12 protein-coding genes are annotated in these 12,211 nt (G+C 66.6%); 9 read left to right on the plus strand and 3 right to left on the minus strand.

The window, feature by feature from the left end:
- Nucleotides 1–119: 119 nt before the first annotated feature.
- Nucleotides 120–881, minus strand: coding sequence for a siderophore-interacting protein (locus tag ACFK0J_RS18000; RefSeq protein ID WP_378741727.1), 762 nt, complete (start codon nt 879–881; stop codon nt 120–122).
- 131 nt (nt 882–1,012) lie between these two features.
- On the opposite strand from ACFK0J_RS18000, the gene ACFK0J_RS18005 reads away from it, so the two are divergent.
- Together ACFK0J_RS18005 and ACFK0J_RS18010 are read left to right on the plus strand one after the other, a co-directional pair.
- On the plus strand, nt 1,013–2,083 hold the full coding sequence (locus ACFK0J_RS18005; RefSeq protein ID WP_378741729.1) for an NAD-dependent epimerase/dehydratase family protein: 1,071 nt from the start codon (nt 1,013–1,015) through the stop codon (nt 2,081–2,083).
- 181 nt (nt 2,084–2,264) lie between these two features.
- Nucleotides 2,265–3,710: an amino acid permease gene (locus tag ACFK0J_RS18010; protein WP_378741731.1), complete on the plus strand. Its 1,446-nt coding sequence runs from the start codon at nt 2,265–2,267 to the stop codon at nt 3,708–3,710.
- A gap of 19 nt (nt 3,711–3,729) precedes the next feature.
- Here the strand turns inward: ACFK0J_RS18010 and ACFK0J_RS18015 are convergent, their stop codons facing one another.
- Nucleotides 3,730–4,395, minus strand: coding sequence for a TetR/AcrR family transcriptional regulator (locus ACFK0J_RS18015; protein ID WP_378741733.1), 666 nt, complete (start codon nt 4,393–4,395; stop codon nt 3,730–3,732).
- 47 nt (nt 4,396–4,442) lie between these two features.
- Between ACFK0J_RS18015 and ACFK0J_RS18020 the strand changes: the two genes are divergently transcribed.
- From ACFK0J_RS18020 to ACFK0J_RS18045, 6 genes are all read left to right on the plus strand, one after another.
- Entirely contained in the window at nt 4,443–5,462 is a 1,020-nt protein-coding gene (locus ACFK0J_RS18020; RefSeq protein ID WP_378741735.1) for an oxygenase MpaB family protein, read from the plus strand.
- A gap of 3 nt (nt 5,463–5,465) precedes the next feature.
- Complete coding sequence (locus tag ACFK0J_RS18025) at nt 5,466–6,809, plus strand: oxygenase MpaB family protein (protein ID WP_378741737.1); 1,344 nt, start codon at nt 5,466–5,468, stop codon at nt 6,807–6,809.
- Nucleotides 6,806–7,078 (plus strand): 2Fe-2S iron-sulfur cluster-binding protein, encoded by a 273-nt coding sequence (locus tag ACFK0J_RS18030; protein WP_378741739.1) that lies wholly within the window; start codon nt 6,806–6,808, stop codon nt 7,076–7,078. The genes ACFK0J_RS18025 and ACFK0J_RS18030 overlap by 4 nt, the downstream gene beginning before the upstream one ends.
- Nucleotides 7,079–7,169: 91 nt before the next feature.
- Complete coding sequence (locus ACFK0J_RS18035; protein ID WP_378741741.1) at nt 7,170–7,379, plus strand: hypothetical protein; 210 nt, start codon at nt 7,170–7,172, stop codon at nt 7,377–7,379.
- Nucleotides 7,376–8,134, plus strand: coding sequence for a hypothetical protein (locus ACFK0J_RS18040; RefSeq protein ID WP_378741743.1), 759 nt, complete (start codon nt 7,376–7,378; stop codon nt 8,132–8,134). Before ACFK0J_RS18035 ends, ACFK0J_RS18040 begins: the two co-directional genes overlap by 4 nt.
- Before the next feature lie 165 nt (nt 8,135–8,299).
- Nucleotides 8,300–9,286, plus strand: a complete 987-nt coding sequence (locus ACFK0J_RS18045; protein ID WP_378741745.1) for an endonuclease/exonuclease/phosphatase family protein — start codon at nt 8,300–8,302, stop codon at nt 9,284–9,286.
- Nucleotides 9,287–9,294: 8 nt separating this feature from the next.
- Here ACFK0J_RS18045 and ACFK0J_RS18050 read toward each other — a convergent pair whose 3' ends face one another.
- Nucleotides 9,295–10,707, minus strand: coding sequence for an MDR family MFS transporter (locus tag ACFK0J_RS18050; protein ID WP_378741747.1), 1,413 nt, complete (start codon nt 10,705–10,707; stop codon nt 9,295–9,297).
- Between the two features lie 663 nt (nt 10,708–11,370).
- On the opposite strand from ACFK0J_RS18050, the gene ACFK0J_RS18055 reads away from it, so the two are divergent.
- Nucleotides 11,371–12,207 (plus strand): type II CAAX prenyl endopeptidase Rce1 family protein, encoded by an 837-nt coding sequence (locus tag ACFK0J_RS18055; protein ID WP_378741749.1) that lies wholly within the window; start codon nt 11,371–11,373, stop codon nt 12,205–12,207.
- The last annotated feature ends 4 nt before the right edge of the window (nt 12,208–12,211 follow it).

Below are 12,211 nucleotides of genomic sequence, written 5' to 3' on the forward strand. Positions count from 1 at the left end.
GCGGTCTACCGACGGACTTCGTCCGGCTGCGCCGTTCTGTGCCCGCCCACCCGGCGGAGCGCGGCCTGCGGATCGCCCGAAACGGGGCGCCCGAGTCGGGCGTCCCGTCCGGTCAGCGCTCAGCCGGCGGCCGTGGCCGACTCCTGCCTATTGAGTTCGGCCTTCCACTCCCGGAAGCCCTCTTCCGTCCGACCGCGACGCCAGTAGCCGGAAATGGAGGACGCCCATTCGGCACTCACGCCGCGTTCCCGGCGCACATAGCGGCGCATGTCGTGCATGACGGCCTTGGCCTCGCCGTGGATGAACACCTGGACCTGCCCGTCTCGCCACGCAGCGTTGCGGACACTCGCCGCGAGTACTTCGCCCGGTGGCTGGGTGCCGCGATGCAGCCAGGTCAGCTCGATGCCTTCGGGCTTGTGCAACGGCAGTTCGTCGTCCGGCCCGGCAACCTCGATGAACGCGTAGCCGACGGCAGTCGAATCCATCGCCTCCAGCGCGGCCGCGATAGCGGGCAGCGCGGCCTCGTCACCGGCCAACAGGTGCCAGTCGGCGTCCGCGCGGGGCGCGTAGGCGCCGCCGGGGCCGTACAGGTCGATGGTCTCACCGGGCTGAACCGTCGCCGCCCACGGTCCCGCGATGCCCTCCGAGCCGTGGTAGACGAAATCCGCCGCGATCCGGCCCGCTTCCGCATCGACCGAGCGAACGGTATAGGTGCGCAGCACCTCGATCCCGTCGCGCTCGAAGATGAACTTGACGTAGGAATCGGTGAATCCGTCGGTCTTGAACGTGGCGAAGCCGGGACCACCGAGGTGGACCCGAATCAGATGCGGGCTCAGCCACTCGGTGTGCTGCACCGTGAGGGTGGTGCGGGGTCGGGCCATAGGTAATCCTCCCACGAATTGTTATTAGGGTTACCTTACCGACCCTACCCCTGGTCGGCACAGCAGCGTGGTGTGGTCGGCCTGTACTCGGGTATGTCGCGAGAGAAGCACGAGATGCCGAGGAGCCGGACATGCGCGTCGTCGTTACTGGTGCCACCGGAAATGTCGGGACGAGTGTGCTCGACGCGCTGGCCGCGAGGCCCGAGGTGACGTCCATCGTGGGATTGGCGCGCAGGTTGCCCGCCCGCCAGGTGGACAAGACCGAGTGGGTCGACGCCGACGTTCGCTACGACGACTTGGTGGCTCACTTTCGCGGCGCGGACGTGGTGGTGCATCTCGCGTGGCTGTTCCAGCCGACGCATCGGCCATTGGTGACGTGGCGGGCCAACGTGATCGGCTCGGCGCGAGTGCTGCGGGCGGTCGCCGACGCGAAGGTGCCCGCGCTGGTGTACGCGTCGTCCCTCGGCGCCTACTCGCCGAAGCGGGACGACGATCCGGTCGACGAGGCTTGGCCGACCGATGGCTGGCCGCCCGCCGGATACATGCGGGAGAAGGCGTACGTCGAACGGCTACTGGACATCTTCGGCACGGAGCATCCGGACTGCCGAGTGGTTCGGTTGCGTCCCGCGTTCATTTTCCAGCGCGCGGCGGCCAGCGAACAGCGCCGCCTGTTCGCCGGTCCGCTGCTGCCGAACCGGTTGCTCCGGCCCGGTCTGCTTCCGGTGGTACCGGCCATGCCAGGATTCTGTTTCCAGGCATTGCACGCCACCGACGCCGCGGACGCTTTCCGGCGGGCCGTGATCGGCGACGTCGGAGGGGCCTTCAATCTCGCCGCCGACCCGATCATCGATGCCCACCGGCTGGCCGAGTTGCTGCAAGCGCGCACGATCCGCGTGCCGACCGGGCTGGCCAGGGCGGCACTGGCGACCGCGTGGCATCTGCGCTTGGTGCCCGCCGACCCGAACCTCTTCGACGGATTGCTCCGCCTGCCGATCATGGACACCACGCGGGCGCGCACCGAGCTGGGCTGGACACCTCGAGTCAGCGCCACGGATGCCATCCGGGAAGCGCTCGACGGCATGCGTGAGGGCGCGGGCGCGGACACGCCACCGCTGGCGCCCGACGCGGGCGGGCCCTTCCGCGTCCGTGAATTCGCCTCCGGGGTAGGAGGTTTCGATCCGGTGGACCACTGGGGTCGCTGACTCGAACGGCAGGCGGCGATTTGTTGTCCGATCAGCGCGAAGAGGTGGACGCGCGCCCGGACCGGTAGCGTGACGTGCTGACCGATTCTGAAACATGCGATGATCCCATGTCATGTGTCCGGGGTCACCGACCGACGACCCCGGGTGTCGCGTCACTGCCGTAAGAGAGAAGGACCGCACTATGACAGCCGCCGACCGTGAGCTATCGGACGCCGGAACACTCGACCCGACCGGCACCGGCGATTCGGAGGGCTACGCGCGCGGGCTGAGTCCGCGGACCATCCAGATGATCGCCATCGGCGGCGCGATCGGCACCGGCCTGTTCTACGGCGCGGGCGGCGCGATCGAGCAGGCCGGACCCGCCCTGATCCTGGCCTACCTGGCGGCCGGCCTGGCCATCTTCGTGATCATGCGGGCGCTGGGGGAGTTGCTCACCTATCGCCCGGTCTCGGGCAGCTTCGCCGAATACGCGCACGAATTCCTGGGCCGCTACGCGGGTTTCGTGACCGGCTGGTCGTACTGGGCGGTGTGGGTGGCCACCTGCATGGCCGAGATCACCGTGGCGGGCAAGTACGTGCAGTACTGGTTCGACATCGCACCGTGGATCACGGCGCTGGTGGTGCTCGCGCTGATGTTCGCGGCGAACCTGATCTCGGTGCGGCTGTTCGGTGAGGGCGAGTTCTGGTTCTCCGCCATCAAGGTCACCGCGATCATCGGCATGATCCTGCTCGGCCTCGGCGTGCTGATCATCGGGTTCGGGCACGCCGCCGACCCGACCGTGACCAACCTGTGGGCCGACGGCGGTGTGTTCCCGAATGGGTTCGGGCAGTCGTTGCTGGTGTTGCAGATCGTGCTGTTCGCGTACGTGGGCGTGGAACTGGTGGGAATCACCGCCGGGGAGGCGCGCGAACCGCGTAAGACGCTGCGCAAGGCGATCAATACGCTGCCGTTCCGGATCGGCCTGTTCTACATCGGCGCGCTGCTGGTGATCATGTCGGTGTCCAGCTGGCGCAACTTCCACGCGGGCAAGAGCCCGTTCGTCGAGGTGTTCCAGCAGATCGGCATTCCCGGCGCGGCGGGCATCATCAACTTCGTGCTGCTGACCGCGGCACTGTCGTCGTGCAACTCGGGCATCTACTCGACCGGCCGCATGCTGCGCACCCTGTCGCTGCACGGCGAGGCACCGGCCGCACTGAACAAGCTGAGCGCGCGCCAGGTGCCCTATGTCGGCATCAGCGCGTCAGCGGCAGCGATGGTGATCGGCGTGATCGTCAACATCATCTCGCCGGACAAGGCCTTCGCTTACATCACCTCGGTGAGCACCATCGGCATCATCTTCGTCTGGGGCATGATCCTGGTCTGTCACCTGCTCTACCGCGCCAAGGTCGCCCGTGGCGAGCTCCCCGCGGCCGACTACCGCCTGCCCGCCGCGCCTTACACGACGGTCGTCGCCTTGGCGTTCCTCGCGCTGGTGGTGGTCCTGCTCTTCTTCACCGAAAGCGGCCGCACCGCAATCGTTGTCGGCGTTGTCTGGGCAGTGTTGGTGTCGCTCGGCTACCTCGGGCTCACCCGCCTCGGGAAGAGCGGCGATGCCTCCGGTTCGGTGCGTGAGGCGTCCGCGAGGTAGGTCCTTCGAGGTGGCGCGACTACTCGCGTTCGGCTCGTGATCGTCGCCGCGCCGGGGTCTTCGCAGGTAGGGGCCCCGGTGCGGGACGGAAGAAGTTCAAGACCAGCCGGGTGATATCGGCGAGAAAGCGCTCGCGGGACACGGCGGGCTGGTCGAGGATGTACCGGATGGCGAGGTGCTCGACCGCGCGCACCAGCATCCAGGCGGCCGCGTCGAAGTCGACATCGTCGGGCAACGAGTCCTGGTGCATGGTCAGCGCGACGCGCGCCATCTCGCCGATCTGCTGCTCGAAGGCGAAGACCGTGTTGTCGGCGCTGAGCCGCGGCGTCTGCTCGATGACGGCGCGCAGCAGTGCCGGATGGCTGCCCAGCGCGTCGAGCAGCGCGGAAATGGTTGCCGGAACGGCGGTTTCGGGCGGCTGGTGCAGGTGGGCGAGCACGCTGCTGTGCACCCGGGACGCGACCTCGCTGTTGTAGCGGTCGATGACCGCCGTGACGATGGCGTCCTTGCCCGGAAAGTATTGGTACAGCGAGCCGGGGCTGATACCGGCTGCCAGGGCGATCCGGTTGGTGGACGCGCCGTCGTAGCCGTGTTCGATGAGCACGGCCTGCCCGGCGTCCACGATGCGCTGCACCATGGCGCGAGAGCGCTGCTGCTGCGGCGTTTTACGCGTCTTCGGCGGCATCAGAAGACGAATTGAACGCGAGTATTTATTCGTGTCAGCATCAATTCATGGTTGCACACAATGACGTGCTGCACGAGCGCCACCGTGCACCCGTGCCACTCGGGCCGGACTCGTTGACCTGGCAGATCTTCGGCTCGCTGTACTTCGCCCCGAGCGGGCTGTTCCTCGGAATGGTCCAGAACATGCATCCCGGTCTCGGCGCGGGCGTCGAGTACCACTCGGAGATCCAGGACGAGTTCTATCAACGGGTGCTGCGGTCGGCGTATCCGATCGTGGGTGTGGTCTTCGACGGGCCGCGAGCCGAGCAGACCGCACGCGAGATCGTGAACTACCACCGCACGATCAAAGGCACCGACGCCGAGGGGCGCCGGTATCACGCACTCGACCCCGGCACCTTCTATTGGGCGCACGCGGTGTTCTTCGTGCAGACCCTGCGCGTGGGCGAGCTGTTCATGGGCGGGCTTTCGCCCGCCCAACGCGAGCAGCTGTGGCGCGAGCAGTACCAGTGGTACGAGATGTACGGGATGAGCATGCGGGTGGTCCCGAAGAGCTGGCCGGAGTTCCAGCAGTACTGGAATGACATGTGCGAGAACGTCTTGGAGCCGACCCGGGCCGCGTGGGAGGTGTACCGGCTGGCCGAGAACGCACCGGTACCACCGTTCCCGGTGCTGGATCTGCTGCCGAAACCACTGTGGGAGAAGATGGTTCGGCCGTTCGGGGCCCGGTTCTATCAGTTCGTCACGATCGGCCTGTGCGACCCGTCGATTCGGCGCACGATGGGCTTCAGCTGGACCGCGGGCGACCAGTTCTGGTTCGACCGGTGGTGTGCGCTGTTCACGGCGCTGAATCGGGCGACGCCGGACGAGATCCGCTATTTCTTCCCCCGCATCCGGGCCGGGCGTCGCCGCGCCCGCGGCCTACGGCCCGCAACCATGCCACCACCGGAAGCACCCGAATTGCTGTGGCCGACAAGCGAGCGCCGCGACGACCCCAAACACTATTGCCCGGTGCACGCCGACCACGGCTCTACTGTCGCCACGAAATTCCGGCAACTGACAGGATTTTGACCGATGCTGGACGTGAACACCGCCGCGCACCCCTTCGACTACTACTACCGGCCCGGCATGCCACTGCGACCGGCACCGCCACGCGCGGTCGCCTCCGAGTTGTGGTTCGAGCCAAGGCAATCGATCCTTTCGCCTTGGATCGATGTCCGGCCGGTCCCGGTCGAAACACCACGTACCCGACTGATGGCCGACCATCTCTGGCAGGGCGACGAGCCGATGGACCACCTCGTCACGGCGTTCCGGCGCATCGGCACCGCCGAGGGCAGGCGCCTGCTCGACCAGGCGCTCGACCACGGCATCGATTCGCTGGACGACCCGCCGCCGGAACTGGTGTCGCTGTTCGTCACCCTCGACAACCCACCCGATTGGTACGACCCCGACCTGTGGGAATACGGCCGCAAGCTGTGGATCAATGTGTCGACCTCCGGCAAGCTCGCGATGGGGGTGCAGGACTTCATGGGCACCTTCGTCGGCGCGGAGGTGGCGTCCGCGACCGGTGCCACCGGCCGATTCGTCAACGATCCCTATCGGCGAAACCTGGAGACCGCCACCTGGTTCCGGAATGTGACGGTGCGCGGCGGCATGGACCGCTGGTCGCCGATCTTCAAAGACACTGTGCGGGTACGTCTCATGCACGCGCAAGTCCGTGCCGGACTGCGCCGCGCCTGGGGCGCCGAGCATTTCGCCACCCACGGCAACCCCATCTCGAACAGCACGATGATGGGTGCCGCCGTCACCTTCGGCCTGTCACCGATGTGTTTCGATCACGCCCATGGCCGTAGATGCACTGAGCGGCAATTGAATGCGGTGATGCACTACTGGGGCTACATCGCCTACGTCTTCGGCGTCGCGGACGAACTGATCCCGCGTACCGCCGTCGAAGGCATGGAGATGTCGGACTACATGGTCGCGACCGCCGGTGTCGCGCCGGAGTGGACGGCGAACATGGCAGGCGCGGCAACCCACCGGCTCGCGGGCGGCACGAGCCTGGTCCAGCGGCTGAAAGTCCGAGCGACAGCACCTCTGCTGGGCCTGCTCACCTACTTCAGCAGCGAACCCCTCGTGCGAGAGCTGCTCGCCAGCACACCACTACGCGATGTCCCGGTGCAGCCGTGGGCGACACTCACCGGCATCGCGGCAGCCCTCGACGTCCGGCTGCGAGCACTCGACGACGCGCTGCCCGGCGCGCGCGGGCGGATGGTGCGGCGAGCCGCCGCCGACGACCCGGTCTGGCGGCGAAACACCAAGGTCGCCAAGCTGCTCGCCGCCCGCGTCGGCATCTACGGCACGCCCTACGACCAGCACGACGACTCGGCCGCCGGCCTCGCCCGCTGCCCGGTCCGATGACCCGCCGAGCGAGCGAGACACCACCGCCGCTCCTGGTCGAACTGCGCAGATCGGGCCGCACGGTCCTCGTGCCGCCGGCGCTCACCGTGTTGGAAGCCTTGGAAGACGCGGGTGTCGCCATCGACTCGATGTGCCGAGCGGGCATCTGCGGCACCTGCGAAACGGTCGCCCTGGACACCCACCCCGGCGCAGCCACCTGGTGCCCACGAACCATCCGCCTGTGCACCATCGCCCCGGGCACCCTCACCCGCCTAGTCCTCGACCTCTAATCCCTTAGTCGACCGAGCGGGACATGACCGAGCAATAGACGGCGTGTCGCCTCAGCCATGTCCCGCTCAGCACAGTAGGTAGGTTGGGGAGGTGACCGAGAGGACGTTGGAGGAGTTGGTGGCGGGGGAGTTGCCTGCCGGCATTGCCGGGTTGGCGCCGGAGACCAAGGCCGAACTCGCCACGGTGGTGGTGGAGGCCCGGCGTAGGCAGGCCAAGGATCTCGAGGACGCCGCGTACTCGTTGCTGGATTTCGTGCCTCGTTTCCTGCGCGGTGCGGTGAAGAAGGCGGCCGGGCTGTGACCGACGAGGCTGCTCGGGCACAGGTGATCAAGTTGGCTCGTACGCTCGGTGTCCCGGTGGAGCAATTGGCCTACCTCGCCGAGATCCCCGCCGCGGATCTCAGGAACTTCCGATTCCAGGTCGCCGACCTGCTGTTCGAGAGCCAGTCCGGCGGCTTGCGCAAAGTGGCGGCCGCGGCCAAGGTGATCCCGAGTCAGGTCATCGCGAAACTGGTGGGGCGCAACCGGAATGCGCTGCTGGCGGCGCGCATGGCTGGGGTGCTCGAGCCGTCGCACGCGGTGGATGTCGCCAAGCGTCTGCCGGTCGATTTCCTGGCCGAGGTCGCCCCGCTGCTCGATGCGCGCCGGTCCGCCTACCTCATTGCCGGACTGCCTACCGACACCATCGTCGCCGTCGGCAAACTGCTTGCCCAGCAAGAGGATTGGATCACGCTCGGTGATCTGATGGCCGCCGTCTCCGACGACGCGGTCCGCGCCGCACAACAGGCCCTCGACGGAACCGCACTGCTGCGCGCCGCTTTCCTGGTCGACGATGCCGAGCACCTGGAACGAATGGTGGCGCTGGTCTCGGAAGCCAAGCTGGTCGAAATGCTCCGGGCGGCAGCCGAACACGACCTGTGGACCGAATACCGCACCACCCTCGGCGGTCTGTCGGACTCCGCGCTCGAGGTGGTTCGCGCCGCGGTAGACCAGCTCCCGCCCGAACACCGCGAGCGCGCACTCGCCGAAATCGCCGACCGCCGCCCCGCCTCATAGCCGCCGGGCCGCCGGGTCCCCGGCAGCGCGCCCTGATGACGCATCGCCGCCCATAGCGAACGCTATGAGCTGGGAATTCGGGTAGTCGAGTCCGTGCGCCGCAACCGCTCGGCAGGACGACAATGGAGATGTTCGAATCGTCGGGGCCTATGAGGGATGTGTGAAATGGTCACCCTGCGTATCGCGACGTTCAACCTGGAAAATTTCGATGAGACGCCCGCTCCCGGACCGCACGAGCCGACCCTGGCGGACCGCATCGCGGTGATGCGACCACAAATCGACCGCCTCCGCGCGGACATCCTGTGCCTGCAGGAGGTGAACGGGCAAAAGCAGCCCGGACAACCTCGCGCATTGTTGGCGCTGGGCGACCTGCTGCAGGGCACCGCACTGTCCGGCTGGGACGTCGTGTCGACGGAGAAGGCCAACGGCGAGGTGTTCGCTGAACGCAACCTCGCGGTGGTCACCTCCCTGCCCATCATCGCGCATGCCCAACTGCTGAACGATCTGGTCGCGGCGCCGATGTACCAGATCCTGACCGCGAATCCGCCTGCGGCGCAACCGCAGTCGATCGGCATGGAGCGGCCGATCCTGCATGTGGAACTCGAGCTGCTCGGCTCGCCGCTGCACGTGATCGTCGTCCATCTGAAGTCGAAGCTGCCCACCGATATCACCGGGCAGAAGCTCGATCGCTTCACCTGGCGCGATGCGGGCGCGGCCGCCGAAGGCTCGTTCCTGTCCGCGATGAAGCGGATGAGTCAGGCGGTGGAGGTCCGGCGGCTGGTCGATCAGATCCTCGACCAGGATCCCGCCGCGCGCATCGTGGTGGCGGGCGATTTCAACGCCACCTTCGACGAAGTGCCGCTGGTCGCGATCCGCGGCGACGTCGAGGACACCGGCAACGGCGCGCTGGCCGGGCGCGTGCTGGTGCCGGTGGAGAACACGGTGCCCGAATCCGCTCGCTACACGCTGTTCCACCACGGCAAAGGGCACATGCTCGACCATCTCCTGGTCACCCGGAATCTGCTGGCCAACTATCGCGGTACGGAGATCCACAACGAGCTGCTGCACGACGAGTCCGTCGACTTCGGGACGGACAAGAAGTATCCCGAGTCCGATCACGCGCCAGTCGTCGCGACGTTCGAATTCGCCTGATCCGCGGGCTAGGCGACGACGGTCTTCCGGCCCGGCATGCAGGCCGAGGCGAGCACCATCACCCCCGCCATCACCGCCACCGCGATGAAGACCAGGTGCACCGCGGACGACAGGGTCGACGGTGCCGGGTGATCGGTGTCGCCGACCCGCGAGTTCACGATCGCGCCGAAGACGGCGACGCCGACCGCGCTGCCGATGGACCGGGCGAACATGTTGGCCGAGGTCACCACGCCGCGCTCGGTCCATTCCGCACTGGTCTGCGCCGCGATGAGGGTAGGCGTCGCGACCAGACCCATGCCGATGCCGATCACGAAACACGACGCGGCGACCTGCCACAGCGTCGAGTCCTCGGTGATCAGCAGGGTGGTCGCGGCACCGACCGTCGCCAGCCCGCTGCCGATCAGCGCGGTCGCCCGGAATCCGATGCGCAGGTACACCTTTCCGGCCTGGGACGCGGCGATCGGCCAGCCGAGGGTGAGCGCGCCGACAGTGAGTCCGGCGACGAGTGCGCCGGTGCCGAGCACGCCCTGGGTGAAAGTCGGGACGTACGAGGTCAATCCGAGCAGGATGGCGCCGACCAGCACCGAGACCAGGCTGCTCGCGATGATCACTCGGCGGGTGAACACCCACAGCGGCAGAATAGGATTCGCCGCCCGCCGCTCCACCAGGCCGAACAGCACCAGCAACACCGCGCCGCCGACGAAGATGCCGATGCTCGCGGGTGAGCTCCACGCCCATGCCTGCCCGCCCTCGAGCAACCCGAGGATCAGCGCGCCCGCGCCGATGGTCAACAGGGCGGCGCCGAGATAGTCCACCCGCTGCTTGTGCCGCGGCGCGCTCTCGGCGAAGCTGCGCAGCAGCATCCACCCGGCCAGTGCGGACAGCGGAAGGTTGATCAGGAAGATCCACCGCCAGCTGAGATAATCGGCGAACACGCCGCCCAGCAGCGGCCCCGCCACCGAGGACATCGCCCACACGCTCGCCAGATAGCCCTGCACCTTGGCCCGCTCGGTCAGTGTGTAGAGGTCGCTGGCGATCGTCATCGTCATCGGCTGAATCGCCCCGGCGCCGATGCCCTGCACCGCGCGGAAGATGATCAGCCCGAGCATGCTCGTCGCCAGCCCGCACAGCAGTGACCCGAGGGCGAACACCGCGATCCCGAACAGAATGACCGGCTTACGCCCGACCGTGTCGGCGAGCTTGCCGTACACGGGGACGGTGACCGCCTGCGCCAGCAGATAGATCGAGAACAGCCAGGGGAACTGGGCGAATCCGCCGAGACTGCTGGTGATGGTCAGCACCGCGGTGGCGATGATGGTGGAATCCAATGCCACCAGCCCGGTCGCCAGCATCAGCGACCCGAGGATGGCGCCACGCTCCGATCGAAGGCCGATGGACGCTGCCACAGTCTCGGTCGCCACGCGCGCGGCCCCTTTCGTTCGTTCGACTAACCACCATCAACGAACGTATCCCGGCCTCAGCTATTCCCGCATGGAATTTTCCCGGCACTCGACTGCCGAGGAGGCCGTCGCAGGGTTTCGGTGGGCCGCCGATCCGCCGGAATCGGGGACGAGCGCTCCGTCTCCGTCGCGTGGGGTGTTGTTGGGCGGCGGTACATATGGAGTTGGACAGATGCACACCTGTAGCAAACAGTCAGCAATCAAATTGACGTGACGCGACGTTCCACTGAACTGTGCGGAAAGTTTCCAGCAGTTGAATGCCATGCGGTGAATGGTTAACGACGTTTGTCCGACCTACCGAAATCGGACGAAAAAACAGCCCGAATGGGACTTTCCACCCCCGCCGCATGCGGAGGTCTTTACTCCGTATATATCCGGTGTCCCAGCTCACAGGCGCTTCCAGGTGGAAGCTGTAGACAGTTCTCTCAGTACGGTTGTACTGTCTGCCGATGTGTTCAGGACGGCTTCGTAGGTAGGTGGTGTCAGAGCTCGGGCAGTAGCGCGAATTGACTGATGTTTCCCAGCCTCGGAGTGAGTAGTTGTCCTAGCGTGAGGGCGCGGACGACCCCAATCAATTCATAGGTAACAAGACCGACCCGACCGGACAGTGAACGGGGCCTCCCGATGGAAATCTTCTGCATAATTCTGCTTGTCTATCTAGTCTTCGCGGAGCCATTCTTCGAGATATTCTCGGTCCGCGTCTTCACGCGGGAATTCGGGGAGCGATCCGATGCGCGCGTCCGCCTGTATCAGGGTGGCGTCTTCCGGACCTGGGCCACCTTGGCCGTCATCCTCGTCGCGTTCGCGGTCAGCGGCACCTCGGTGCACGAGCTCGGCCTGACGCATTTCGACTTCTCGATCTTCCGTGGGTTCTCGCTCGCCGAGAAGATCATCAGCCTGGCCATTGTCACCGTCTACGTGTCGTATCTGCTTGGTCCCGTGCTGATTCCGCTCGTCGGCGGGCGCGCGGGCCGAGACTGGATCGCGCGCAAGATCGAGTACGTCGTCTTCATCACGCCGGAGACCTCCATCGAGCGGTTCTGGTGGCTCGCGAACTCGTTCAGCACGCCCGCGGAGGAGATCGTCTACCGCGGTTTCACCATCTACGCGGTCGCGCTGCTGTGGCCGGACCTGCCGTTCTGGATCCTGATCATCGTTGCCGGTGGCGTCATCGACGGGTTGCGGCACGGATTCCGGCCCGCCGTCTCGGCCCAGGTGATATTCGGCGGCGTGGCACTCGCGCTGACCTACAAATTGACCGGTGCGATCTGGCCGACCATCGCGGTGAAGCTATTCCACGACCTGCGCGTTCTGGCGTTCCCGCTGGCCCAGGCTCGGCGCAATCTGGCCGAACGCGGATTGTCCGAGATTCCCGGGAAAACATTGACCGACCAAGAAGTCCCCGCCGTCGCGGACAATTCTGGTAATTCAGTCGAGCCCCGTACTTCTGTTTCTACGTAGTAGG

It is taken from the genome of Nocardia brasiliensis (assembly GCF_042691675.1).
In the GTDB taxonomy this organism is placed as follows: domain Bacteria; phylum Actinomycetota; class Actinomycetes; order Mycobacteriales; family Mycobacteriaceae; genus Nocardia; species Nocardia brasiliensis_D.